We start from the raw sequence: 25515 nt of genomic DNA, 5'->3' as shown, positions 1-25515 counted from the left end.
TGGCGTAGGGGCTGCCGCGGTCGGAGTGGTGCAAAAGCCCCGGCCCCGGCCTGCGTGCGCGTAGCGCCCGCTCGAGCGCCGCGAGCGCGAGGGCGCGGTCGTTCTGCTCGCTCATTGCGAAGCCGACGACCCGCCGCGAGAACAGGTCGAGGATCGTAGCCAAGTACAGCCAGCCCTCGGCCGTCGGGATGTACGTCACGTCGGTCACCCACGCCTCGTTCGGGGCCTTCGCGTCGAATTGGCGACCGAGCAGGTTCGGCGCGAGCGGCATCGTGTGGTTCGAGTCCGTGGTGCGCCGGAATCGGCGCTTGCTGCGCGCTTCGAGGCCCCGCTCGCGCATGAGCCGCTCGACGCGTTTGCGGCTCACGCACAGGCCCCTGGCGCGCAACTCCGCGTGCACCCGCGGGCTGCCGTAGGTGCCGCGGCTTCGGCGGTGAGCTGCGGCGATCTCCGCCGCGAGCTGCGCGTCGGACGCCTTCCGCCGCGGCTCGGGGCGCTTGCACCAGGCGTAGAAGCCGCTGCGCGAAACGCCGAGGGCGTCGCAAAGCACGGTGACCGGAAAGAAAGCCTTCTCCGCGGCGATGAATGCGAACTTCACTCGCTCTCCTTCGCGAAGAAGGCCGCCGCTTTTTTTAGGATTTCCCGCTCCATCTGCAGCCGCTTGACCTCACGCCGGAGCCGCACGAGCTCCTCGCGCTCGGCGCCCGTGAGGGCCTCGGGGGGCTTCTCCCCGGCGACGTTGACCTCGTCAGCTCTCACCCACTCGCGTAGCGCCGTTTCAGTGAGATCCAGGTCCTTCGCGACCTTCGCGATGCTCCTGTCCGAGACGAACCGCCTCTGCCTTGAACTCCGTGCTGAACGACCTCCGCTTCCGCCTCGCCATGGAACTCTCCTAGCGCATCTCCGCGCCTTTGGGTTTGTCCACGGATCCGGGGGAGGATCAGTCCACCGCACGGTACTCACCGAGGAGTACGTGGCGGCCGTCATCGCGGAGGCCCGATGCCGCGTAGCTGAGCGCGCCTCGACCCACGAGCACGAGATCGAGCAACTCGAGCGGCAAGCGAAGAAGCTCCGCGCCGAGATCGACAGGTTCGCCGAGCTGGCGCTCGAAGCTCCGGCGGATGCGCGCGCCGTCTTCTTCGCCAAGGTCGGGGAGCGGCAGAAGGAGCTCACGGCCGTCGAGACCCGGCTACGGACGGTCAAGACCGTCCCGGCCGCCATGGACCTCGAACTCCGGCGCCTGGAGAGGGAAGCTCACCAGCGCCTCGACGAGGCCAGAGCCATCATGGAACGCGAGCCCTTCGAGGCCCGCGCCTTCATGCGCGCACTCTTCCCGACGGGCATCCGCGCCACGCCCCTGACCCGGCCGGAAGGTCGGGGCGTGCTGCTGGATGGGGTTGCCGCGGCCGGACGGGCCTTCGGCATCAAGGTTGGCAACTCGGCGTCCCCAGCGGGATTCGAACCCGCGTAACAGCCTTGAAAGGGCTGGGTCCTGGGCCGGGCTAGACGATGGGGACGGGTGCTTCGGTGGAAGCGGGCGCGAACCTAGCCTCCGCCGGGCGCAAGCGCAAGAGCATTCCGCTCTCCAGTTGCTTACAATTTCGTATCACGCACTACACATCCCTCCCTTCCCGCATCCGCCTGTCCCCGCATCCGCGTCAGCCGAGCGCTTCCCACCTTGCGCACGTCGCCCTCGCGGACGACGCGGTCATCCTCTTCCCCGAACGCTCGCCACCTCGCAGCGACGCCCCTCATCAACGACGACACGCCAGACACCACGCCCTTGCCCCAAGCATCCCCGCCGATCTCCTCCTTCGCTCCCACATCCCCGCATCCCCACATCCCCGCATCCCGCAGACGAACCCCTTCGAGCGTCCCCCTTGAAAAACCAGCCTCCCAGGGCATAAGCTCCCTCCCCACGAACGCCGAATGGACGAAGAGAAGCGCCGCAGGCTCATCACAACCGATTCCCGAGCGAGAATCGTCTTCGCCACGATGGCTCTGGTCGTCCCGCTCGTGCTCGCGCTTCTCTTTCGTCGCCAGGAGCTCCGGCTCCGTGCGCTCGCCGATCATGGGCGCGCAGGCACCGCGACCCTCACGGCCGTCACCCAACAGGGCTCGGCCACCAATGCGCATTATCGATACGAGGTCGACGGCGTCACGCATACCTGGGACGTCGACCGGAACAAGCTCCCGGGCGCGCCGGGCGACACGTTCGGCATCACCTACCTGCCCGAAGATCCCTCCCTGAGCCGCCCAGGCACCTATTCGCAGGCCTCGCTCGACGCGGAGCTCAATCTGCCTTTTCGGCACGGATTTCCGCTCGGGCTCTTCGTGCTTTTTGGCTCCCTCGCCGCGCTCTGTCACCGCAATGTCCGGCGCCTCCAAACCGGCGCGCCTCTCGCCGCGAAGCCTCGGATCTCGCCCGAGGGCGCGGGGCGCATCCTCGCGGGCTTGTTCCTCGGGTGCTTGCTCGCCGTGAACCTCGATCCGAAGGTCCGCGCCGTGCACGTCGCCGCGTTCGGGCCGGCGCCGCTCGGCCTCTCCGTCGGGCTCGTGGTCGCGCTCGCCGAGATTGCGCTGTTCGCGCCGTTTTTCTGGGTTTTTCCGCACTTGATGCGGCTCGTCATGGATCGATATGCGCAGGGTGGGTCGCTGTCGAAGCTCGGGATCGTGCTCGCCGTCGCCCAGGCGGGGCCGGAGGGGAGGCGCTCGCGGCTCGTCGTCGTCGCCGGGCTCGTCTATTTCATCGCGCTCGTGGCAGGCTGGATCGTGTTCGCCGCGAGCCGCGGGATCTGACGGCCGGCGGGCCGGCGGAGCGCGATCGCTGTCGCGTCCGAAAACGGCCAGACATCGGGGCCCGGGCGCGCTACGAGGGGAGGGCGATGATGGACGCCGAGACCTGCTACCGCGCCCTTTGCGCGCGGGATGAGCGCTTCGATGGGCTGTTTTTCGTGGCCGTACGGACGACCGGCATCTACTGCCGGCCCGTTTGCCGGGCGCGGACACCGGGGCGAGATCGGTGCGTGTTTTACCGGTACGCCGCGGAGGCGGATCGCGACGGGTTTCGCGCGTGTTTTCGCTGCCGGCCGGAGCTCTCGCCGGGCGGCGCGCCGCAGGACTCGGTGCCGCGCCTCGTGCGCGCCGCGCTCGCGCGAATCGAGGGCGGTTTCCTCGACGAGGGCTCCGTCGACGACCTCGGGCGCGCGCTCGGCGTGTCCGGGCGTCACCTCCGACGCGCGATGGAAGCCGAGCTCGGCGTCGCGCCCGTCGAGATCGCCCAGTCGCGGCGCCTCGCGCTCGCGAAGCAGCTCTTGCAGGATTCGTCCCTGCCGCTCACCGAGATTGCGTTCGCGAGCGGATTCGGGAGCGTGCGGCGATTCAATGCGCTGTTTTCGGCCCGGTTCGGGAGGCCGCCGTCCGCGCTCCGGCGCTCGCTCGGGGAGGCGGAGGCCGGCGCCGCGATCACGCTGCGGCTCGATTATCGACCGCCGCTCGACTGGGACGCGCTCCTCACGTTCCTCGCCGCGCGCGCGATTGCCGGCGTCGAGGCCGTCGAGGGCGGCGTGTATTCCCGCTCGGTCCGGCTCGGCGAGCGGACCGGGTGGGTGCGGGTGATGCATGCACCCCAAAAAAACGCGCTCCGGGTGGAGGTCGCACCCGCGCTCGCGGGCGCGCTCGGGCCTCTGCTCGGCAGGATGCGCGCGCTCTTCGATCTCGACGCGCATCCGCTGCTCATCGCGGAGTCTCTCGGCCGGGATCCTCTGCTCGCGCCGCTCGTCGCGCGTCATCCGGGGCTGCGCGTGCCGGGCGCGTTCGACGGCTTCGAGGCGGCCGTGCGCGCCATTCTCGGGCAGCAGGTCTCGGTGCGCGCGGCGACCACGCTCGGCGGGCGCATCGCAAAACGGTTTGGCACGGCCATCGAGACGCCGATCGCCGGCGTGACGCACCTCTTCCCGCCCGCGCCCGTGCTCGCCGAGGCGCCTCTCTCCGACATCGCGCAGATGGGTTTGCCCGCGTCGCGCGCCGCCTCGATCCAGGCGCTCGCGCGCGCCGTCACGCAGGGCGAGGTCCGGCTCGAGCGCGGCGAGGATCCCGAGGCCGCCGCGGCCGCGCTCGTCGCCTTGCCGGGCATCGGCCCGTGGACGGCGCAGTACCTCGGCATGCGCGTGCATCGATTCCCGGACGCGTTTCCGGCCTCGGATCTCGGGGTCCGCAAGGCGCTCCGCGTGAAATCGACGCGCGAGGCCGAGGAGCGCGCCGCGGCGTTCAGGCCGTGGCGGGCCTACGCGGTCCTTCATCTTTGGCAAAGCCTTTCAGAAGGAGATTTCAACGAATGAACATTTCATATGAACGCCGTATTTCGAGCCCCGTCGGCGAGCTCCACGTCGTCGCTTCGAACGAAGCGATCATGGGCGTCTACCTGCCCGGGCACAAGGGCGCGCCGGAGATCGTGGCCCGGGACGGGCGAAACCACCCGCTCCTTGCCGAGGCCGCGCGCCAGCTCGCGGAATATTTCACAGGGACGCGCGCTTCTTTCTCGTTGCCGCTCGACATGCAGGGAAGCGACTTTCAGCGCGAGGTCTGGCGCGCGCTCGTCGAGATCCCTTTCGGCAAAACGCGCTCGTACGCGGAGCTCGCGCGAGCGCTCGGCCGGCCGCAGGCGGCGCGGGCCGTCGGCGCGGCGAATGCAAAGAACCCGATCAGCATCATCGTCCCTTGCCACCGCGTCATCGCAGGCGACGGCGCGCTCACGGGATATGCGGGCGGCATCGCGGCCAAGCAGTGGCTCCTCTCGCACGAGCACGAGCGCCGCGAGCCCCTCGTCACGCATTAGGCCGCCGCGCGCTCGGATCGCAAGTCCCTGGACACCCGCGTCCCGGGTCTGCGATCCTTGCCGGCGCCCATGAAAAACTCCCGAGATCCCGCCGAGGGCCCGGACGAGGCTCCGGTGCGGCCCGAGCTCACCGAGCTCCGCGCGCGCCTCCACGCGACCACCGACGCAGGCCGCCCCGAGGCCGTCGCACGCCGGCGCAAGACCGGGCAACGGACGGCGCGCGAGAACATCGAGGACCTCGTCGATCCGGGGAGCTTCGTCGAGTACGGGTCCCTCGCATTGGCCGCGCAGCGGCAGCGGCTCTCCGTCGAGGAGCTCGTCCGGGCGAGCCCCGCCGACGGGATCATCTGCGGCGTCGGAAGCGTGAACCGCGCGCTCTTCGACGACGAGCGCGCGCGGACGATGGTGCTCGCCTACGATTACACCGTCTTCGCCGGCACGCAGGGCGGCATGGGGCACAAGAAGCTCGACCGCATGCTCGCGCTCGCGGCGCAATGGCGTGTGCCGGTCGTGCTCTTCGCCGAAGGGGGAGGGGGACGGCCCAATGACACCGACATGCCGCTCGTCGCGGGCCTCGATACGCCGAGCTTTCTCTCGTTCGCCGCGCTCTCCGGCCTCGTCCCGCGCGTGGGAATCGTCTCGGGCCGTTGCTTTGCCGGGAACGCCGCGCTGCTCGGCTGCTGCGACGTGATCATCGCGACCGAGGACAGCTCGATCGGCATGGGCGGGCCGGCGATGATCGAGGGAGGCGGGCTCGGAAAATACACGCCCGAGGAGGTCGGGCCGATCGACGTGCAAAGCAAGAATGGCGTCGTCGACGTGCGCGTGCGGGACGAGGCCGCGGCCGTCGCCGTCGCGAAAAAGTACCTTGGATATTTCCAGGGCCCGATCGCCGATTTCACGTGCAGCGATCAGCGCGCCTTGCGCGAGGCCTTGCCGGAGCGGCGAAGGCGGGCCTACAAGATCCGGCCGATCATCGAGACGATCGCCGACACGGGCTCCGTCCTCGAGCTCCGGCGCGACTTTGGCGCGAGCCTCGTGACGGCGCTCGTGCGTATCGAGGGCCGTCCGTTCGGGCTCCTCGCGAACGATCCGTATCGCCTCGCCGGTGCGATCGACGCCGACGCATCCGACAAGGCCGCGCGGTTCCTGCAGCTCTGTGATGCGTTTGGCCTGCCCATCCTCTCCCTCTGCGACACGCCCGGCTTCATGGTGGGTCCCGAGGCCGAAAAGACCGCGCTCGTGCGCCATACCTCGCGGATGTTCGTGGCGGCGGCGAGCCTGCGCGTGCCATTTTTCACCGTCGTCCTCCGCAAAACGTACGGCCTCGGCGCGCAGGCCATGGCCGGCGGGCACCTCCATGCGCCCTTCTTCACGATCGCCTGGCCGACGGCGGAGTTTGGCGGAATGGGCGTCGAGGGGGCCGTGCGTCTCGCGATGCGCAAGCAGCTCGACGCCATCGAGAACCCCGAGGAGCGCGAGGCGACGTTTCAAGCGATGGTCGCGCACGTGTACGAGCGCGGAAAGGCCATCAACACCGCATCGTTTCTGGAGCTCGACGCGGTCATCGATCCGGCCGAGACGCGCACCTGGATTCTTCGCGGACTGAAATCGGTCCCGACGCCGGCGCGCCCGGAGGCGCGGCGGTTCGTCGATACCTGGTGAGCCTTTCCTCAGCGGAACAAGGCCGCGCGCAGCGACGCCGCGCAGAGCGCGACGGCCGTGTTCGCCTCGTCGAACACCTTGCCCATCGGCACGAAGCCGTGGATTTGCCGATCGAAGCAGACGTAGCTCGCCTTCGAGCCCGCCGCGGTCAGGCGCTCGGCGTATTGCAACCCCTCGTCGCGCAGCGGATCGTAACCGGCCGTCAGCACCAGCGCGGGCGGCAGGTTTTTGTGATCGGAGTGGAGCAACGGGGAGGCGCGCCAGTCGATGTCATGCGCGGGGTCGTCGATGTAATGGTCGTGGTAATACGTGATCGAGTCGCGCGTGAGCACATAACCCTGGCCGTTCGTCGTGTGCGAAGGCGCGAGGCGGCGCATGTCCGTCGCCGGGTAAATCAAGAGCTGGAACGTGATCCCGAGATCCCCCGCATCCCGCGCGGCGAGCGCGACCACGGCCGCGAGATTCCCGCCCGCGCTGTCGCCGCCGACCGCGATACGCGTTCCGTCGATTCCGAGCGCCGCGGCATTCCGCTGCACCCAGTACGCCGCCGCCAGGCTGTCGTCGACCGCGGCAGGGAACCGGTGCTCGGGCCCGAGCCGGTAATCGACCGACACGACCGCGCAGCCGGCGCCGTTTGCGAGGGATCGACAGAGCGTGTCGTGGGTGTCGAGGTCGCCGATCGTCCAGCCGCCGCCGTGGTAATACACGAGCACGGGTAACGCTGTATCGGTCGTCGTGCCCGCGGGGCGGTACAGTCGAAGCGGGATCTTGCCGTGCGGCGCCTCCGCGTCGAGTTCCCGCACCTCCGCGACCGCGGGTGGTTCGGGCTGCGTGAACGCGCGGCGCTCGCGGTACACGCGCCGCGCGTCCGCCGGGGAGAGGGTATGCGCCGGCGGCATGCCGCTCCGTTCCATGAAATCGATCAGGGCCCGGGCCTGGGGGTGCAACATGGAAGCCGGATCGCATCGATTCGGCAGCGCGGTCAAGGACGAAACGCAATCTTGACGGTCGGGCGTCCCAGCGGTCACCTTCTCGCGATGGCTCGCGAACGCTCCCCACGCCTGCGCTTGGTTTCCCTGGCCCTCGGGAGCCTCGCGGCCGCCTGCGGGCCCGCGCCCACGCCCCCCGCGACCTCCTCGCAGCGCCCCGCGGCCCTCGTCGCAGCGCCGCCCCCGACCGCTTCGACGCCGCGCCCGCCCACCGTTTGCCCCGGCGCCCTCACGGAGACGGCGCCCGATCGAGGCTGGTTTGCGCTCGGCGCCTCGGCGCCGCCGTCCTCCGCCACACCCGCGCCGAGCGCCGGCGTCGTCTCTCCGTCCGCGGGCGCCGGAGCGACGCCGAGCGCCGTGTACGATGCCGAGGGGCGGCTCGTCGTCGCCTGGGCGGCGGCGCCCGGCGTCCGCTTGCGCAGGCTCGAAGGAGGGCGATTCCAGGACTTGCCGCCCATTTCGGCGCAGAACGTCGGGGGGTTTGGCATGGTCACGCTCACGCGCGATTCCGCGGGGCGGGCGCTCGTGTCTTTCTTCGAAGACACGCGCGTGCGGGTCCATCGCATCGAAGGGAACACGGTGGTGGATCTCTCGCCGAAATCGCCGCCGCCCGCCCGGTCCTTCACCCTTCCCGGGCCGCCGCGAATCATCACCTGTCCTGCGGTCGTTCAACCCGTCGCGCCGAGCCAGTTCGCCGTGGACGGCGAGGGCCGGCCCATGGTCGCCTGGGCCGAGGCCGGGATCGGATCGATGCGCGCCGTCGTGCACCGGTGGACCGGCGCCGCGTGGGTGACGTCGTCGTTCCCCGGAATCGGGCCCGTCGACGATTGCGCGCCCCATACGAAGAGCGTGACGTTGGCGTCGGATCCCAAGGGCAATCCCTACATCACGTTCCGGAAGGACCGCGCCATCAGCGTCATGACCCTGTCGGGCAGCGCATTCACCACGGAATCCACGCTCGTGCCCGAGCACGACGCGATTTACATGAGCGATCCATGGCTTGCGTTCGGCCCCAAAAACGTGCGCTGGAAGGCGTGGAACGAGCAGATCTCCCGTGATGGCGCGTCCCGGTATCGGGTGCATGTGTGGCGGAGCGACGAAAAGGGCTCCCGGGTCGCGAAGCAGCCGGCGGATCGGCCGCTCTTCGGGCAGATCCTCGCGTTCGCGGGCGGCGCACGTCCGCGGATCGCCGTGCTCGATACGAGCGGAACTCGGTCCGAGCTCCGGGTCGTGGCGTGGGAAAACGACGAGCCCGTCGAGCTCACGGGAGGGCCGGGCGCCGCGGATTTTCCGCCCGCGCGGACCCATGGGTCGCCCGCCGTGGCTTTGCCCGAGGGCTCGACCCCGACCGCGGTCGTGTATCGTGGCGGGAACGAGATCGCCGCGCGGATCTGGTCTGCGGGGGCGTATCACGCGCCCGGAGGGGCCGCGGAGCCCACGGTCGGGCTCGGTCGAGGCGTGGCCGAGGGGGTTCCACCTGCCATTGCAATGCGCGGGGGCAGGGTCGCGGTGGCTTGGCTCGTGGACGGCGCGAAGCGCACGATCGAGGTGCGTCGCTGGACGGGCTGCGCGTGGGAGACGGCGCCCGAGCTCCCGCTGGAGCCGGGACGTCCGGGATCCGGGCTCCATCCGGCCCTCACGATCGACGCCGAGGGGCGGGTCGTTCTGGTGTTCTCCACGTCCGCCGCGGGGTCGATGGTCGTGGCGCGCTGGGCCGGGCGTTCGTGGGAGCTTTTGCACCAGCCCCGAAATGGCGCGGCGCCGGGCGGACCAAACGCCGGGCAAGCGCTCGCCTTCGGCGTCGAAATGGATGGCTCCGGGGCGCCCGTGGTCGCCTGGGCAGACCGGGCGAACGGCAAGCTCGGCCTCGCGCGATATCTGGGGCAGGGGCAGGACTTCCGGCTGATTTCTTCGGAGCCCGCGCCCCTCTACATCACGCCGACGATGACCACGGACGGCGCGGGGCGGCCCGTCGTCGGCATGCTCGACTGGAAGGATCGCAGCGCGTTCGTCGGGTACACGAGGCGCCTCGAGGGCGATCGATTCGTGGATGTGCCGCCATGGACCAGCCCTCCGACGTCGAACAGCGGTTTTCCCCCGGATCGATTCGACCTCGCGGCGGGCCCCTCCGGCGAGATCGCCCTCGCGTTCCGGTGGAGCCAGACCGACGCGCCGTACGTGGCGCTGTGGAACGGTTCGTCCTGGAATACCATTGCCGCGCCGGGCATGGGAGGAAGCGGGGACGCGCCGGGGCCGGGCGGGAGCCCCGCGATCACGTTCGACGAGGCCGGCGGGCTGCGCCTCGCGTATGCCGATCGCGCCTCGGGCGAGGTCCTGGTCAAGCGGTTCGTCGGAGGTGCTTGGAGCCCCAACGAACCGGGCGCGTCCGCGGCGGATTCGGTCTCGCGGAGCGAGGGAGCGTCGGTGGATCCGGCCATCGCCGCGTCGGGCGGGACCGTGTGTGTCGCCTGGTCCGAACGGGAAGGGGGCGAGGGGCGCGTGCTCCTCCGGTGCCGGCGCTAGAACATCAATCGGTTGTAAATCGACCGATGTTCTAGCTCTTCCGCCACCCCTGAGCCGGCGTAACCGTGGGCTCAGGACACCTGCGCCTCCGCGATCGCTGCCCGGATCTCGCGCACTACGCTCTCCACGTTCGGCTCGACGAGGTGCGTGACGTGGTTGCCCGGGACCTCCCGGAAGCGCAGCGGCTGTGTCGTCACGTCCTCCCAGCCCTCCGTGGGGGTCTCGCAGAAGTCGCTGCCCCGCGCGCGGAGGTAGGTGATCGGGCCCCGGAAGCGCTCCGCGGGGGCGTATCGGCAGTCGGAGAAGAAACGGTAGAGCCCGAGGACGGTGTCGACCCGGTCGTCGGGCGTGTCCGGCGGGTAGACGCCGTGCTCCCACGCGAGGCGCATCAAGTCCGCGACCCGACGCTCGGGCGGGATCGCGCGGATATCCTCGCTCTTCAGCCCGAGGTCCGTGCCGAACCAGCAGCGAAACCCGGCCGCGAGGATGGTGTAGAACACGACGAGGTCGTCCAGGAAGGTTTCGGTCTTCATGCGCTCCTGGAGCACCGCAGGTGACCAGGCGTCGCATACGGCGAGCACGGCCACCCGCTCGTCGCGACGCTGCAGCTGCAGCGCCATCTCCAGGGCGACCATGGCGCCCGTGCAGTGGCCTCCCAGCAGGTACGGCCCGCGGGGCTGCACCGTGCGCATGGCCGCGATGTGCTCGGCCGCCATGTCCTCCATGCGGCGGTGCGGCGGGCGATCGCCGTGGAGCCCCGGGTTCTGGAGGCCGTAGAGGGGCTGATCGGGCTCCATCCGGCGCGCCAGGTCGTGGTAGTTGAGCACGTTCCCTTCTCCGCCCGGCAGGAAGAAGAAAGGCCGCTTGCTCCCGTGGGGCTGGAGCGCGACCACGGGCTCCGCGTTGAGGCGCCCCGAGAGCGCGCGCAGGCGACAAGCGAGGCGCTCGACGGTGGGGTCCTCGACGAACGTCTCCATCGACAGCGGCATGTCGAGCTGCGCCGTGATCGCGGCGACGGCGGCCTGCGCCTTCGCGGGGTCGCCGCCGAGGGCGAAGAAGTCGTCCTTCACGCCGATGTGGTCCCGGCCGAGGACGTCCTCCCAGATGCGCGTCAAGCGCAGCTCGCAGACGTCGCGGGGGGCCACGAAGCGCGGGTTCACCATCACACCGCCTCCGCGATCGCCGCCCGGAGCGCGCGCGCCAGGCCTTCCACGTGGGGCTCGGTGACGATCGTGACGTGGTTGCCGGGCAGATCCCGCACGCGCAGGGGCTCCGTCGTCACCTCCTCCCAGCTCCCCGTCGGGGTGTTGCACATGAGCGACTCGTGACCGCGGAAGAAGGTGATCGGGAGCCAGGCGACCTCCGCGGGCACATACGTGTTGCGGCAGATGCGCCGGCCGAGCGAAAGGACGCGGTCCGCCCGCTCGTCGGGCGCGTCGGGCGTGTAGACGCCGTGCCGCCGGGCGAGGTCCATGAAGCGCGCGGCGTGCTGCTCGGGGGCGAGGGCGCGCAGATCCTCGCGCTCCAGCGGCACGTCCGTGCCGAACCAGTACTTGAACCCCTTCGCGAGGAATACGTAGTAGTCGGCGGCGTCGTCCGCGATCGTGACGGAGAACTCGTCGCGGTAGAAGGCGGCGGGTGCCACCGCGTCGACGGCGGCGAGCAGGGCCACCCGCTCACCGCCGCGCTGGAGCTGCAGCGCCATCTCCAAAGCGACCATGGCGCCGATGCAGTGGCCCCCCAGGAGGTACGGCCCGTGGGGCTGCACCGCGCGCATCGACGCGATGTGGTCGGCCGCCATGTCCTCGACGCGGTCGAACGGCGGATGATCGCCGTACAAACCGCGGGTCTGGAGGCCATAAAAGGGCTGATCGGGCGCCATCCGACGGGCCAGCGCGTGGAAGTTGTGCACGTTTCCTTCGCCGCTCGGCAAGAAGAAGAAGGGCCGCTTGCTCCCGTGGGGCTGGAGCGCCACCACGGGCTCCTCGTTGAGGCGCCCCGAGCGCGCCCGCAAGTGGCAGGCGAGGCGCTCGACGGTGGGCGCCGCGACGAACGTCTCCATCGACAGCGGCATGTCGAGCTGCGCCGCGATCGCGGCGACGGCGGCCTGCGCCTTCGCGTGGTCGCCGCCGAGCGCGAAGAAGTCGTCCTTCACCCCGACGTCGTCCCGGCGCAGGAGGCTTGTCCAGATCTGCGACAGCCGATGCTCGTAGGCGTCGCGGGGGGCTACGAATTGCTGGGTCATGATGTTCCTCTCGATGGGTTGAGCTCGCCTCGCGCCGAGGCGATCACGGGAGCGGCAGTGTCTGCTCGTCGGCTCGTCGCGCCTGGGGAGCCCCGCGGCGGGCGGACAGCTCCTGATCGCGCAGCCGGCGCTTGGCCTGGATCGGGAGCGCGCCGGAGGCCGCCTCGCGCGCGAGCACGCTCGCGATCAGGTGCGCCACGCGCGACCAGCTGCAGTACCCGTCGATCGCCGCCCGCTGGCGGAGCTTCACGGCGGGATCCAGCGCCCGGCGCAGCGTCGCGAGCGCCTTCTCCGGGTCGCGGCCGAGCGTGTCGACGAGCACCGGCAGCGGGGACTCCCGGTGCGTGGGGCACTGGGCGGCGTACAGCCGCTCGAGCTGGAAGGCGTACACCGCGCGCTCCATCGCCACCTCCGCGGTGATCGCGTCGACGGGCTCTCCCAGCGGATCGGGGGTCATGAGCAGCGGCGGGACGCCGTTCACCAGCGCAGCGCCGATGCTGCTCAGGCCCGGGCGGCAGACGAGGGCCGTCCGCGGCTTCGCGGCGAGGGCGCGGAGGAACGTGCTCCATTCCTCGTCGATCCAGCCGAGGAGGGTCACGTTCGCCGGGCGGGAGGCCTCCTTCAGCCAGGCGCGATCCTCGGCGGTCCCGCCGGCGAACAGGAACTGCGTGTCCAGAATCCGCGCCGCCAGCGCCAGCATCGCGCTCCAGTGCCGCCGGCTGTGCGCCGAGAACCCATTGCCCTGCGACACGAGGACGACGCCGCGCGGGTCCTCCAGGGTGAAGAGGCCCTCGAGTGCCGGCGCGTGGCGGCGGAGGACGGCCCCCGCCCGGACCGCAGCCTGATCCGGGGAGAGCGGGCTCGGCTGACCGAGCGGCGGGATGACCAGATAGGGGCTCTCGCCCGACTCCAGCCCGAGGCCGTCACGCCAGTTGACGGCCTGGTACCAGATCGTGCCGCGCTCCGGCACGCCCGCGAGGATCGCCCGGCTCGCCGCCTCGAAATCGACCGAGGGGTTGCGCCGTGGATCGATCCCCGCCGCGCGCAGCGCGTCCTCGAGCGCCTGCCGGGTGTGGATCGCCGGTGCGGAGGCCGCGACGAGGTCGGCGATCGCCGGCGCCACATTCGCCGATCCGGCCTTCCGCGCGATCTGCCGCACCCACGCGAAGTCCTCGAACGCGTACCGCACGGCGTGCAGCGGGACCTCCTTCCCCTGCGCGTTCTCGGCGAGCTGGTGCAGGATCCACGTCTCGGGCCGGCAGTCGTTCACGATCACGGCCGCACCCGCGCTCGCCTGGGCAAGCGCGAGATTGTCCGCGATCCAGAGGAGGGCCGCCTCGCGGTTCAGGAGCGCCGGGCGCGAGACATGGGCGACGTCCTCGGTCGTGATCGTCGCCGACTCCGCGTCGCTGTAGACCAGCGGGACCACGTGCATCCCTCCGTGCCCGTCGGCCGTCTTCCGCTGGGCGTGCGCGGCGTCCTCTTGCCGCCGGATGGCCGCGGTGAACCGCGTCGGCTCGTGGAGCCGCGCGAGCGCCCCGTGCACGGCGGGCACCCAGCCCGTGGTGTGGCCGAAGGCCTGCGCCACGTACACCACACCCGCAGCGGTCGCCGGCGGGTGGGTCGTCACGCAGAACCGGCCGGCGTGTCTCGGGTCCGGCCCGGCGACGTACACCGGGGCTCGCTCCGGGCCCTCGCGTGGGACGAGCACCGCAATCTGCGCGTCGCGATCCGCGATCAGGACGCTCTCCGGGCCGGCGGCGAGCGCGAACGCCCTCGTGCCCTCGGCCGGCAGGGCGACCTCGATGGGCACCGGCTGCCCGGCGACGGAGACGCACGGCGCCCCGCCGGCGGGAGGATAGGTGACCTCGATCCGCCCAAGCGCGTGGACCGGTGAGCCGCTCATCGGGACACCGCCTCCGCGCAGGCATCCCTGTCGATCATGTCCGCGAAGGTCTCGGCGCGGCGCACGAGCGTCTCGCGGCCCTCCTCCAGCATCACGACGCCCGGCTGCGGAAAGCAGAACGAGTTCGAGAACGAGACCAGGTAGGCCCCCGCATCCATGATCGCGAGCGTGTCCCCGATCCGGAGCCGGGGGAGCCGCACGCCCTCGCGCAGGACGTCCATCGGGCTGCAGGTCGGCCCATCGAGGGTGTACGCCGTCTCCGCGGGATCGCCCCACCGCTCGACGTGGAAGATCTCGTGGTACTCGCGATGGAGGATGTGCGCGAGGTTCTCGCCGGCATCCAGGATCGCGTGCTCGGGCCCCTCTCCGGTCGCGTGGAGGCTGCTCACCCGGCAGAGCAGCATCTGGGTATCCCCGGTGAGGGCGCGCCCCGGCTCCAGCAGGATGCGTGGCGGGGTGCGGCCGGCGCGGCGGAAGTGGTCCTCGACCTGCCCCACGACGGCGTCGAGGTAGGCCTCGATCGAGAGCCGGCGGCGGATCTGCTCGGCCAGCGGGAGGGGCGAGGCGTCGAGCGGCAGCACCGTCGGGACCGTCAGGCTGCCGCCGAGATCGAGCAGCTCCACGGCGAGGCCGAGCTTTGCGTGGAGCGCATCGCAGAACCCCAGCACCTCCCGCAGGAAGCGATCCAGCGTATCGGCGTCGCCGATGGCGGTCCCGCGATGCGCGTGGACGCCGACGACCCGCAGCGACGAATGCGAGAGGGCCTCCTGGTAGGCCGAAAGCGCCTGCCCTCCGGCGATCGGGACGCCGAACTTGCCCGACCAGCTCTCGGAGGTCGCGACGCGCACGCCGACGGTGGGTCGTTTGCCCAGCTCCGCGGCGGCCTGCGCGACGAGCCCGATCTCTTCACGGTGGTTGAAATTGACGAGCAAGAGGTCATTTTCGACGATCGCGCGCGCGGAGCTCCGCGTCTTGCCCGGGCCGTTGTAGATGATGCGCCCGGGGTCGACCCCGAGCTGCAGCGCGAGCCACAGCTCGTAAGGAGAGACCACCTCGGCGCCGATACCGAGCTGCCACAGCCGCTGCAGCACGGCTGGGACCGGGTTCGTCTTGTAGGAATAAAAGACCTCGGCGCCCCGCGCCCGGCCCGGCGGCGTCCGCTGGAATCGCCGGACATTGCCTTCGAGCCGCGCCGCGTGGACGACGAAGAGCGGGCTCCCCCATCGGTCGCAGAGGCGCGCGAGCGATCTCCCCTCGAGGGATAACCCTTCTTCGGTTCGTGTGAGCCCCCATCGATCGGGGTGGAGGGGCTCGGGCGCTGGATTGTTCCGATCCAGATGCGGGTCGACGGACGTTGATTGAGCGCGCTGCACGGTGGGCATGCCTCCAGGCGATGGGTGCGCGCCGCGCAATGCACGCCATGTGCCGCGGGCGGATCGCGCTGAGATCGCGCCTCCCGGGGAGGGAGCATTGCTGCCTGCCGCCCTCGAATTGCTGTCTGCCGCCCTCGAATTGCTGTCTGCCGCCCTCGACCTCGAAGACGGCTGATTGCGAATGTGTGTTGGCGGCCATTGCGATCGTGCTAGCCTCCACAACCCCTCGCCGAAGCATCTTGCTGCGCCTCGCTCGCCTGAGCACTCGGTGGGATGCAATGGACAGCGACATCGCGAGACGGCCGGCAGCGGGCAGGGCGTTCGGCGGACATGGGTAGCGTAGGATTCTGACCGAGGAGACGCGCGAAAGGCGAAGCCCTTCTCCTCCCGTCGCAACCCAGCCAAGATTCGCGGGATTGGCGACCCCGGGTCAGGATGATCGGAACTTCTCCCCGAGGGAAGATCGCTTCGCGATCTTCCGAGCATCGAACCCGTCGATGCTCTAGCGGGCCTGGGCCTCGCCGCCCTCGCATCGGGAGGCTTTCGCGCGAAGAGCGCCCATCTCCTCGCGCATCGCGGCGAGCTCGCGTTCGAGCGCATCGAGCCGCTGGTCCTGCACCTGCGTCGCGGCAATGGCCATGCTCGTGTAGCCATACAGATCCACGCGCTCGCCGTTCGCGGCGACGGCCGCGCTCTCGGGCATGTCGTCGATCAAAAAGCCCACGTGCGGGCGCAGGGCCGCGTGCTCGCCCTTGTATCGCCACGTCGAGAGCCGCATCGTCATGGCCTCGTCGGCGAGCGCCTCGACCTCGCGCTGCGACAGATAGCTGATGTCCTTTTTGTGACGCACGCGCGAGATGGGGCAGCCGCCCGGGTTGTCCTTCGGGTCGCTCGCGGCGCACGTCAAAAGCTCGCCGCACGTGCTGTTCTGCGGCCAGCAGGTCGCGCCCGATTGCGCGCACGCATCGCCCACTTTTTCCGTCGTGCACACGGCCACGCCCGCGGGCGGCATCGCGCCTCCGTCGGGAATCGCGCAGACCGGATCTCCGCAGGTCGTGTACCATTGCAGCGATCCGCCGCCGGCGCCCTGGCCACCGCCTCCGCCCTGGCCACCGGAACCGCCGGCCTGGCCGCCTTCGCCGCCACCGCCTCCCACGACCTTCGACTCGCAACCGGACGCGGCCGCGACGAACAGACCTCCGAGCACCGCCACCATCATTCCAAGCCGAAATAGGTTCATGATCGCTCTCCTCGGCGCCACGAGCGGCGCCTCTCCGGGAGCGCTCGCCCGGCGGAACGCGGGCATTCGCCCCCGTCGCCCACTGTATCGCGACGTGCCTCGCGCGAGGTGCGTCGCCGCGTACCGCCGTCCATTTCCGTGCCCGGCGGGCCGACCTCGACGTATCCTTGGTTTGCATGGAGCACGTCCGCTGCCTCTCCGGGATCACGGTCGTCCTCGCGCTCGCCGGGGTGGGCTGCTCGGTGACCACGTTCGGCCGTGTCCTCGAAGGCGGCGGGCTCTTCGGCGAAGAACGTTGCGTCCCGCTCGCCGTCACGCCCCTCCGCGCCACGCCGATCCAGGCGAGCGCGCCCGAATCACCTTGCCCCGCGACGATGGCCCTGCGCGCCCGGCTCGCGGACCTCCTCCGGCGCGGTTACCTCGATCGCGCCCTGCGCCTCGGGGAACGCGAAATGCGGCGTTGCCAGGGCGTGGGGGTCGCCGACCTCCTCAACGAGGCCCGCGATGCGCTCGCGGAGCTGCCCACGAATCCCGACGTCGCCCTCCGCGAGGCGCGCCTGGCCGAGGAACGCGGCGATTCCCGCGCGGCGCGGCGCTTCTACGACGCCGCGCTCCGCGCCCTCGAACGCGAGGGCGCGCCGAGGGTCGTCCCCGTGTTCCTCCCCGAATTCCCGCCTGATTCCTTCCAGCGCCAAGCCAAGCCCGAGCCCGTCCAGATGCTCCGGTTCTCTCTCGACGGGGGGCGCCTGGTTTATGTCGGCCACAACGAATACACCGCGATCTTCGATCTCCGCGGCGACGCGTATCCGCGGTTTTTCCCGACGGTCGAACCGCCCTACAGCTCGCCCTGGGTCCTCGATGTGAGCCCCGACGGCGGCCGCATCGCGGCGCGGACCGAGGAGCGGCTCGCGATTTACGACACGGAGACCGGCAAGATCACGCAGCGGCTTTCGGGTGAGAAAGACGTCGCGTATGAAAAGCTCGACGCCGCGGCATTCCTCTGGGACAGCCGCCACGTCGCGACCGGCGACGAAGAAGGCACGCTGCGGGTCTTTCGGCTCGCAGACGGCGCCAAACGCCACGAGGCCCGGGCCATCCGGAACCATCTTCAAGCGATCGCCCCGAGCCCCGACGGTCGGTTCGTCGCGACCGCCTTCGGAAGCGAGAGCGCCGTCCGCATCCGGAGCCTCTCCAAAGACGAGATTTACGCCATTCTGCCGACCTCCGCGGACAACCTCGTCCACCTCGCCTGGAGCGCGGGCGGGCGCCATCTGCTCGCGGGAGGCCTCCGCGACCCCCTCCACATCTGGGATCTCGCGACCTGCCGCGCCCGGGTCCTTCGCGACAGACCCCCGTGCGAGCGTCATTACGGCGACGAGAGCTGCACGGAAGCCGCGCTCTTCGGCGTGGCCCTCTCGCCGGACGGATCCCTCGTGGCCGGCGCCTTCCACTTCGACGGGCTTTTCCTGTGGGACGGGCGCACGGGCGCGCGCCTCGCGGCCGTGCCGCTCGAGAACGAGCAGGGCTCGTACGTGACGTTCTCGCACGACGGCAGCCTGCTCGCCGTTGGCACCACGGTGCGGGCGCTGCTCTTCCGCGTGAACCAGGGCGGCCGGCCCGCGCTCGAGCCGCTCGTCCGGATCACGATGTTCCCGCAGGGCGACGCCCCCGTGGGCCACGTGCTCGATGTGTTTGGCAGCCCCGCGGGCGCCCCTCCCATGGAGGCGAGGTACTTCCAGTCGCTGAGCCCCACCCACACGCCGCTCGGCTGCAGCTTCGGCGCGCGCCGCGCCCCGCTCGTGGTGTGCGCAGACCGGCTCCACGTCCCGGAGCTGCTCGCGCGACGCGCCCGGGGCTTGCCGGTCGACCCGCTCGACGTCGATCCGCCGCCGTGACGCACCCTCTCAGGTTTGGCCCCCCGCGGCCCCGCTTCTGCTACGGTGCTACGTCGCGATGGCTGCCGTCCGAGATTGTCCTTGCTGCTCCGGTTTGCCCTATGCGCGCTGTTGTGCGCCCTATCACCGCGGCGAGCGAGAGGCGCCCGACGCCGAGGCGCTGATGCGCTCGCGTTTTTCCGCGTATGCGCGCAAGGAGTCGGCCTACGTCCTCCGCACGCTCCACCCCGATCACGAGGATCGCAAGCGGCCCGAACCCGAGGTGATACGCGAGATCCGCGACGCGACCTCGACGCTCAAGTTCATGCGCCTCGACGTGCTCGATCGCCACGGCCCGGACGAGAGCGGCCTCTCGCACGTCCTCTTCCACGCGCGCGTGTTCGAAAAAGGCCAGGACCGCTCGTTCATCGAGCTCAGCGAATTCGCGCACGACGGCGTGGGCATTCGTTATCGAAGCGGCAGGCAGCTCGCCGCCGGAAAGGTGGCCGAGCCCAAGAGCCTCACGATCGCGGCATTCCGGGCGCTGCTGTAGAAGCCCGCGTGGGATGTCCGTCCCGCATGACGCCACCCGCCCGACAGGCCTCAGCGCGATGAATTGGACGATGTGACGCCCTCGGGTAGAGTGCGTCGCGGATGACCCCTGCCACGCGACAGCGCCTCGCGACCATCCTCGAGCGTGAGCTCGACGCCGCCTCGGTCCAGATCGTCCCGAGCGGCGCCGATCGCAGCGCGGACGGGGAAGGGACCACGCTGCGCTGGGACCTCGGCCGGGGGCGCGAGCTCGTCGTGACGTTCGCCGCGCCGATCGTGGACCGCGCCGACAAGGAGGCGCGGCTCGCGACCCTCATCGAGTCCTTCGCCGACCTCTTCGGCGAGGTCGCCGCCGAGGTCCCGCGCTCGCGCCCCGAGCCGGCCGAGGCGTTGCGGGCGGAGCTGTCGGCGCTCGCGGGCCGCGCGGGCGCGCTCGGGGCCCTGGTCATCGACGCCGCCTCGCCCGTCGTCTGGGGCGCGTCCGAGGCCCCCACGGGCACGGACGACCCCGCGGCCGAAGCCCGCGTCGCCGAGACCTTCGCCCGCGCCCACGCGGCGGGCATTTCCTGGGTCGCGCTCGTGCGCCGGCCGGGCAGCCTCTCGATCCCACCGCCGAGCAGCGATCGCAAGGAGCCCGAGGAGCCGGCCGCCCGACGCTTCCGTGTGGTCCCGCCGGTGGACGAGCTCGCGCCGCTTTCGGCCGAGGATCGCGAGGCGATCGGGCGGCGGGTCCAGCTCACCCGCGCGGCCATCACGCGCGTGCGGAAAAACCCGACCCTGGCGGAGCTGCACCGGGGCGAGCACCTGCATGAGGCGGTGCTGGAGGAGGGGCTCGGCTACCTCGCGCGCTCGTTCGCGACGATCTACGTCCTCGTGCTCGTGTATCCGGGCCCCTTCGACGAGCTCGGCGCCGAGCGCGCCGTCACGCGGGTGCTGCCGGCCATCGAGCGGCTCGTCGTGGCCTTGCCGCCGGACGACGCGCCGACGCACGGCAGAGGCGCCGTCGTGGCGCTGCGCCGACGCCGCAAATAGGACCGATCACAGCGGGTGTGAGCCAACGAGCGCGGCCACCTGGGCCGGCGGTTTGCCCCCGGTGATGCTCACCTCGGCCTTGCCGTCGCCGAGCTTCACGTCGAGCGCCCAGCCTTCCTTGATCGGCAATCCCTTCGTCATGAGCTTGCGCGTCTCGGCGTCGGGCGTGAACCCTTCGAGCTGCATGCGGTCGCGGATGTACGTGCGCTCCACGGGCACCGTGAGCGGGCATTTCCATTCCGTCGTTTTTCCCTGCGGCGGCACGCACAGGGTCACGGTCCGGATCGTCTCCTCCTCGTATTCGTCGATCCCCATGTCCGAGTCGTGCCGGTCGCGCCGCGCCTCGAACCAGAGCACCGTCGTCTTGCCGGCCGTCTTCTCGGTGACCGTCGGGATCGTGAGCTCCTCGTAGATGCCGAACGCGCCCGGGTTGTGCGTCCACCCGATCCTCCCGACGGGCAAAAAACCCTTTTCGCCCTTGGCGACGAGGATCCAGTCCGTCCGGAAGACGCCCGTCTGCGCTTCGAGCAACGTGAGCTCGGGCCGGGGGAGCTTGGGCTCTTTCACGGGCTCGCACGTCCGCGGCAACGCCGGATCGCCCGGCTCGGGCTTCGTGAGGCAGGCGCAGACGTCGGCGATCTTGACCGCCGCGGTCTGGCAGGGCAGGGGCTCGGCTGCCGGCGCCGCGGGCGCCTTCTCTTTTTTCGAGAGCTCTGCGATGCGCTTGTCCACCGTCTCGTTCGGGCGGAGCGCGACCGATTTTTGGTAATGGTCGAGCGCGGTCTTCGGATCCTTGCGCTCCTCGGCGATGCGGCCGAGGTTGTAATGCGCCATCGCCTGGAGCTTCGGGCTCGTCGTGCGGCGGAGGGCCTCCTCGGTCGATTTCTGGGCGCGCTCGAGCTCGCCGGCCTTGAACGCCGCCCAGCCGAGCTCCGTCAGCGCGGGCGCGTCGCCCGGCACCACGGCGAGCGCCTGTTCGAATTCCTTGATCGCCTCCGGCCATTGCGACTTCGAGCCGAAGAGCCGCCCCTCCGCGAGGTGCTTTCTGTACTCGCGCATCTTCTCGGGGCTCGGCGCCTCGCGGGTCTTCGGGCGCTTCGGCCGCGGGAGGCCCGCGCCGAGGGCCGAGCCCGTCGGGGGCGCCGACGTTGACGGCGTGGGCGCCGCAGCCTGGGGCGCGGCCGAAGCCGCGGGCTGCGGGGAGACGCCACCGTCCTGGCAAGCCACGAGGGAGGCGAGGGCGGCGAGGGGAATCGAAGCGCGCATCGAGAGCATCGACGGCTCAAAAAACACGAGGCCGCGCGTCCCGTCAAGGCTCGGCGTACACTGCGCGGAAGACCCCTCGCCCCGGAGGCCCGCATGTCTCCCCGAATCCCGTACGCTTTTCCGATGCTTTCGCTCCTCGCGACGCTCTTGTCCGCGCCCCTCGCGCACGCCGCGCCTCCGCCCGAGGCGACGACCTTCCTCGACGGAGACCAAGCCGTCACGGCCGAGCGCCTCGGCGCGGCGGCCCGCCATCCCCGCGGCAGGAGCCTCACGCCCGTCCGCCTCCGCTACGGGTCGCGGTCGTTCCTGGCCTCGATCGATCACACGGCCGTCGTCCGCCTCGATCCGGGCGGGGAAGAGGCCCTCGCGCGGCGCGGGTATCGCCTCGTCGAGCCGCTCATGCCCTCGATCGGCCTCTGGCTCGTGGAGGACACGGCCGGCGCGGACGGCCTCTCGATCGCCGCAGCGCTCGCGAGCCCCGACGCGCGAACCGAGGGCGTGCGCGACGCCGTGCCGAACCTCTACGTCCGGATGGAGCGCCGGGGCGCGCCTTTCATCCCCGACGATCCGCGTTTCTCCGGACAATGGTATTTCGACGACGACCGCATGCACATGTCCGAGGCCTGGGGCATCACGCAGGGCGATCCGGGCACCACGGTCGTCGTCATCGACAGCGGCTGCGATTTCACGCACCCCGATCTCCAGGGCAAGTTCGATCCGGGCCTCGACGTCGTCGACAACGACGACGACGCGAGCTACGACCCCACGTTTTCGGGCGCCGAGCATGGCACCGCGTGCGCCGGGATCATCGGCGCGGCCACGAACAACGGCGTCGGCATCGCGGGCGCATGCCCCGCATGCCGCCTGCGGTGCGTCCGCATGCTCGCCGACGAGGCCACGCCGCTCGCCGCGCCCATCAAGGCGTTCGATTTCGCGCTGCAGACGGGCGCCGCCGTCGTCTCGAATAGCTGGGGGTACGTCGAGGCCATGCCCGTCCCGGCGACGCTGCGCGACGCGATCGACAACGTCTTCGACAACGGCCGCGGCGGCAAGGGCGCGGTCGTGGTCTTCGCGGCCGGCAACGACAACCGCGAGCTCGGCGCGGACGAGCTCAACGCCGTGCGCGGTGTGCTCTCGATCGGGGCGATCAACCAGTTCGACGACAAGACGTTCTTCACGAACTTCGGCGCCTCGCTCGATCTCGTCGCGCCCATCGGCACGCTCACGACCGACATCGTGGGGCCGGGCGGGCTCGATCCGAGCGATTACACGCTCAACTTCGGCGGCACGTCCTCCGCGTGCCCCGTGGCCGCGGGCGTGGCCGCGCTGGTCGCGAGCGCCGCGCCGGAGCTGACGTCCGCCGAGATCGTGAAAGGGCTCGTCGAGACGGCGAGGCCCGCGCCGTACGCGACGCCGGACGCGGCGGGACACGACGTGATCTTCGGGTATGGGATCGTGGACCCGGTCGCGGCGCTGACAGCCGCGGTCGGGGAGGTGAAACCGCCGGCAAACACGCCGGATCCGTCCGCTGAAGAGGACGCGGGCTGCGCGTGCCGGGCAGGTCGGGCGGGCGGGGAGGCGTGGATGGCGGGAGCGTTTTACGGGGTGATGCTCGCGGGCCTTGCTTTGCGTCGGCGCGCGCGGCGGTGACCGAGGAGCACGAGGGCCCCGAGCGCGGCGAGGCCGGGGCCCGCGGGGGCGGGGGAGAAGGCGCATCCGCAGTCGCCGCCGGGGTCACCGGGTTCGCCGCCTCCGCTTCCGCTTCCGCTGCCGCCGCCGCTGCCGCCCCCGCCGCCGCTCCCGCTTCCGGGGTTCTGGACGGCGGTCTTGCAGGCGTCGACCTCGTCGGGGGTTCCAACGCAAAGGGTCGGCTTGCGCGAGGTGCCCGAGGGGGCGGTGTTCACGACGACGACGACGAGGTCGTCGGCGCTCGACGTATCGATCGGATCGACGCCCGCGCGCACATCGAGCGCGCGAACGACCGGGCCGATCGTCGTGCCCGCGCGGGTCGTGACGAGCAACGCGAGACCGTCGACCTGATCCGCGGCGTCATCCGGCGTGGCGAGCGCGGCCGTCATTTGCCCCCGCGCGCCGGTCGCGACCCGGTAATATTGTGTGGACGCGTAAAACACCCGCAGCACGTCCGTGTACGGCGCGGCCACGCCCTCCATCTTGACGGGCGCATACTTCGCTCCATTCGCATATCCGCGCGTCGGGTCGGCGCTCTGGGCCGTGAAGAGGTTCCACGTGGCGAAATCGGCGAACGCCTCGGGGAAGGACGCGCCGGCCGCCGCCGTGAGCGTCGGATCGAGCACGTCGAACCAGACCGGATCGGCCACGCCGTCCACGCCGTCCTCGGTCTTTTCGACGAGGGCGCGGACCGTGCCGTCGCCGTATCGCTCCTCCAGGAACTGGAAGAAGATCGCGCTGCCGTAGCTGAAGGGATCCACGGGTCCGGGCAGGGGCACGTCGAGCGAGCGGTCGGTGTTGTCGAGGTAGCCGTCGATGAACGCCTCGAAGTCGGGGAGCGTGGGATCAAACGCCTCCGTAGCCCAGACCGCCGTCCCCTCGTTGAAAATGCTCCCCTGGTCGCGATCGTAGGCGGCCTGGACGGCGTGGAAGAATTCGTGGCTGCCGAGGATGCGGTTCGCGACGAGCGTCGACGGGTAGCCGTAGCCCTTGTAATCGTTCTCCTGCACCATGTAGCCGGTGCATTGACCCGGCTTGTCCAGCCCACACGTGTCGGTCTGGTAGACGCCGTCGCCGATGCCCGCGAAATCGACGAGGTAGACGTCGAACCGGCCGTCTCCCCCGTTGTCGGGCTGCCCCTCGTCACTCTGCGGCGGCCGGAACCCCATCGCCTCGTAATGGCCGAGGACCTCGTCGTAGACCGACGCCACCTGCTCCACGAAATCAGGCGCGCCCGAGCCGTCCGCGTCCGCCGTCGGCACCGCGTTCGTGCCCGCGAGCGTGTAATGGATGAGGAACTTCCCCCCGGGCGAGCCGAACGTCTCCACGACGTCGCCCGGCTCGAAGTTGAACTGCAATCCATTGCCCGGCGTATCCGGCCGGTCGAGGGGCGCAAACGAAGGCGCGTCCCCTCCGAGCGGCCCCGGCGCCGCGCCCTCCGGCCCGCACGCGGCGAGCGCGGAGAGCGCAGCCATCGCGACGAGGCGAGCCGCCCTCACGGCAGGAAGGCCCACCGAATGCGGTAGTTCCCGGAGCCGGTGTTCGACATCGGGATCATGTTCGTCGTGTTGCACTGCTCCTGCACGTCGGGCGCGTAATACGAATCGAAGACGAGCTTCACGTGACGACCGTCGGCGAGGCGCAGGGCGTAGACGAAGCCGTTCATCTTCACGCATCCCTCGTAATCCCAGAAATGGAGCGCGACCGCAGGCGAGCCCGGCAAACCCGAGCCGTCCGGGATCATCTCGCAGCTCTCGGAGAAATACTCGTCGACGCGGTACGGGACGCCGTCGGGCGCGGCCGTGACGTCCTCGTATTTCACGTCGGCGCCGGGCACGCGCGTGGCCGCGACGCAGGAGGGCCCGGAGTTGCCGCTGTTGATACGCACGACCGAGCGCCGGAAGGCGATGTCCCAGTCCATGGAGGTGAGCGACGCCTCGTCGGAAATCTCGACCTTCGTGAGGCCGGTCTCCGTGAATTTGCCATACACGTACGAGTCCGGCTGGGGAGCGCCGAACCCGCCCGCGGTCGCGTCGATTCCGGAGGCAAACCCGGCGCCGTCCGGATCGCTCGTGATGAGCCCGGGGGCCGCCTCGGGCTGGAGGTTCATCTCCTGGAAGACCTGATCTTCACAAGGAATCGCGGTCGGCTCGGTGCACCCGAGCATCGCGCCGCCGCCATCGCCGCCCGCGCCGCCCGCGCCGCCCGCGCCGCCCGCGCCGCCGTTGGCGCCGGCGCCCGAGGTGTCCGCAGGATCCGAGCTGCAGGCGGGAAAGAGCACGAGAAGAGAGCCCAGAAGGGAAAGAGAGAGAAGAGAACGCATC

18 protein-coding genes, 1 tRNA gene and 2 pseudogenes are annotated in these 25515 nt (G+C 70.7%); 10 read left to right on the top strand and 11 right to left on the bottom strand.

Annotated features, from left to right (window positions below):
- A pseudogene (locus QHF85_RS26020) lies at positions 1 to 883 on the bottom strand (IS3 family transposase); the annotation flags it as partial.
- Positions 884 to 973: 90 nt separating this feature from the next.
- On the opposite strand from QHF85_RS26020, the gene QHF85_RS26015 reads away from it, so the two are divergent.
- A complete protein-coding gene (locus tag QHF85_RS26015; RefSeq protein WP_281330014.1) occupies positions 974 to 1471 on the top strand; it encodes a hypothetical protein in 498 nt (165 codons plus the stop codon).
- Here QHF85_RS26015 and QHF85_RS26010 read toward each other — a convergent pair.
- Positions 1443 to 1517: transfer RNA gene (locus QHF85_RS26010), tRNA-Glu, on the bottom strand. The two genes, QHF85_RS26015 and QHF85_RS26010, sit on opposite strands and share 29 nt — an antisense overlap.
- A gap of 478 nt (positions 1518 to 1995) precedes the next feature.
- On the opposite strand from QHF85_RS26010, the gene QHF85_RS26005 reads away from it, so the two are divergent.
- The 4 genes and pseudogenes from QHF85_RS26005 to QHF85_RS25990 form a co-directional block, all read left to right on the top strand.
- Positions 1996 to 2799, top strand: coding sequence for a hypothetical protein (locus tag QHF85_RS26005; RefSeq protein ID WP_281330013.1), 804 nt, complete (start codon positions 1996 to 1998; stop codon positions 2797 to 2799).
- An 86-nt stretch (positions 2800 to 2885) separates the two neighbouring features.
- On the top strand, positions 2886 to 4340 hold the full coding sequence (locus QHF85_RS26000; RefSeq protein ID WP_281330012.1) for a DNA-3-methyladenine glycosylase 2: 1455 nt from the start codon (positions 2886 to 2888) through the stop codon (positions 4338 to 4340).
- Positions 4337 to 4837, top strand: coding sequence for a methylated-DNA--[protein]-cysteine S-methyltransferase (locus QHF85_RS25995; protein ID WP_281330011.1), 501 nt, complete (start codon positions 4337 to 4339; stop codon positions 4835 to 4837). Before QHF85_RS26000 ends, QHF85_RS25995 begins: the two co-directional genes overlap by 4 nt.
- 162 nt (positions 4838 to 4999) lie before the next feature.
- Positions 5000 to 6502, top strand: a pseudogene (locus QHF85_RS25990) (carboxyl transferase domain-containing protein); the annotation flags it as partial.
- A gap of 8 nt (positions 6503 to 6510) precedes the next feature.
- Here QHF85_RS25990 and QHF85_RS25985 read toward each other — a convergent pair.
- The gene (locus QHF85_RS25985) at positions 6511 to 7452 is read right to left on the bottom strand and encodes an alpha/beta hydrolase (RefSeq protein ID WP_281330009.1); all 942 of its coding nucleotides are present in this window, start codon (positions 7450 to 7452) and stop codon (positions 6511 to 6513) included.
- 87 nt (positions 7453 to 7539) lie between these two features.
- Here QHF85_RS25985 and QHF85_RS25980 point away from each other — a divergent pair, with 87 nt between their 5' ends.
- On the top strand, positions 7540 to 10014 hold the full coding sequence (locus QHF85_RS25980) for a hypothetical protein (RefSeq protein ID WP_281330008.1): 2475 nt from the start codon (positions 7540 to 7542) through the stop codon (positions 10012 to 10014).
- A 71-nt stretch (positions 10015 to 10085) separates the two neighbouring features.
- On the opposite strand, the gene QHF85_RS25975 is transcribed toward QHF85_RS25980, so the two are convergent.
- The 5 genes from QHF85_RS25975 to QHF85_RS25955 form a co-directional block, all read right to left on the bottom strand.
- Positions 10086 to 11177, bottom strand: a complete 1092-nt coding sequence (locus tag QHF85_RS25975; RefSeq protein ID WP_281330007.1) for a non-ribosomal peptide synthetase — start codon at positions 11175 to 11177, stop codon at positions 10086 to 10088.
- The gene (locus QHF85_RS25970) at positions 11177 to 12259 is read right to left on the bottom strand and encodes a non-ribosomal peptide synthetase (protein WP_281330006.1); all 1083 of its coding nucleotides are present in this window, start codon (positions 12257 to 12259) and stop codon (positions 11177 to 11179) included. Before QHF85_RS25970 ends, QHF85_RS25975 begins: the two co-directional genes overlap by 1 nt.
- A 43-nt stretch (positions 12260 to 12302) precedes the next feature.
- Positions 12303 to 14165, bottom strand: coding sequence for a hypothetical protein (locus QHF85_RS25965; protein WP_281330005.1), 1863 nt, complete (start codon positions 14163 to 14165; stop codon positions 12303 to 12305).
- The gene (locus tag QHF85_RS25960; RefSeq protein WP_281330004.1) at positions 14162 to 15538 is read right to left on the bottom strand and encodes a hypothetical protein; all 1377 of its coding nucleotides are present in this window, start codon (positions 15536 to 15538) and stop codon (positions 14162 to 14164) included. The genes QHF85_RS25965 and QHF85_RS25960 overlap by 4 nt, the downstream gene beginning before the upstream one ends.
- A gap of 502 nt (positions 15539 to 16040) precedes the next feature.
- Positions 16041 to 16778 (bottom strand): hypothetical protein, encoded by a 738-nt coding sequence (locus QHF85_RS25955; RefSeq protein ID WP_281330003.1) that lies wholly within the window; start codon positions 16776 to 16778, stop codon positions 16041 to 16043.
- Between the two features lie 176 nt (positions 16779 to 16954).
- On the opposite strand from QHF85_RS25955, the gene QHF85_RS25950 reads away from it, so the two are divergent.
- The 3 genes from QHF85_RS25950 to QHF85_RS25940 all read left to right on the top strand — a co-directional run bounded on the left by QHF85_RS25950 (position 16955) and on the right by QHF85_RS25940 (position 20236).
- Positions 16955 to 18673: a hypothetical protein gene (locus tag QHF85_RS25950; RefSeq protein ID WP_281330002.1), complete on the top strand. Its 1719-nt coding sequence runs from the start codon at positions 16955 to 16957 to the stop codon at positions 18671 to 18673.
- 58 nt (positions 18674 to 18731) lie between these two features.
- A complete protein-coding gene (locus tag QHF85_RS25945; protein ID WP_281330001.1) occupies positions 18732 to 19205 on the top strand; it encodes a YchJ family metal-binding protein in 474 nt (157 codons plus the stop codon).
- Between the two features lie 101 nt (positions 19206 to 19306).
- Positions 19307 to 20236, top strand: a complete 930-nt coding sequence (locus QHF85_RS25940; protein ID WP_281330000.1) for a hypothetical protein — start codon at positions 19307 to 19309, stop codon at positions 20234 to 20236.
- 6 nt (positions 20237 to 20242) lie between these two features.
- Here QHF85_RS25940 and QHF85_RS25935 read toward each other — a convergent pair whose 3' ends face one another.
- Positions 20243 to 21502 (bottom strand): tetratricopeptide repeat protein, encoded by a 1260-nt coding sequence (locus QHF85_RS25935; protein ID WP_281329999.1) that lies wholly within the window; start codon positions 21500 to 21502, stop codon positions 20243 to 20245.
- 123 nt (positions 21503 to 21625) lie between these two features.
- Between QHF85_RS25935 and QHF85_RS25930 the strand changes: the two genes are divergently transcribed.
- Complete coding sequence (locus tag QHF85_RS25930) at positions 21626 to 23152, top strand: S8 family serine peptidase (protein WP_281329998.1); 1527 nt, start codon at positions 21626 to 21628, stop codon at positions 23150 to 23152.
- On the opposite strand, the gene QHF85_RS25925 is transcribed toward QHF85_RS25930, so the two are convergent.
- Together QHF85_RS25925 and QHF85_RS25920 are read right to left on the bottom strand one after the other, a co-directional pair.
- A complete protein-coding gene (locus QHF85_RS25925) occupies positions 23101 to 24690 on the bottom strand; it encodes an MXAN_6640 family putative metalloprotease (protein WP_281329997.1) in 1590 nt (529 codons plus the stop codon). The two genes, QHF85_RS25930 and QHF85_RS25925, sit on opposite strands and share 52 nt — an antisense overlap.
- Complete coding sequence (locus QHF85_RS25920; protein WP_281329996.1) at positions 24687 to 25514, bottom strand: HmuY family protein; 828 nt, start codon at positions 25512 to 25514, stop codon at positions 24687 to 24689. Before QHF85_RS25920 ends, QHF85_RS25925 begins: the two co-directional genes overlap by 4 nt.
- Position 25515 lies beyond the last annotated feature (1 nt).

The sequence above is a fragment of the Polyangium sp. 6x1 genome (assembly GCF_029946515.1).
Lineage (GTDB): Bacteria > Myxococcota_A > Polyangia > Polyangiales > Polyangiaceae > Polyangium.
Note: the sequence above shows the minus strand (reverse complement) of the source record. Positions and strands in the feature narration are given on the sequence as shown.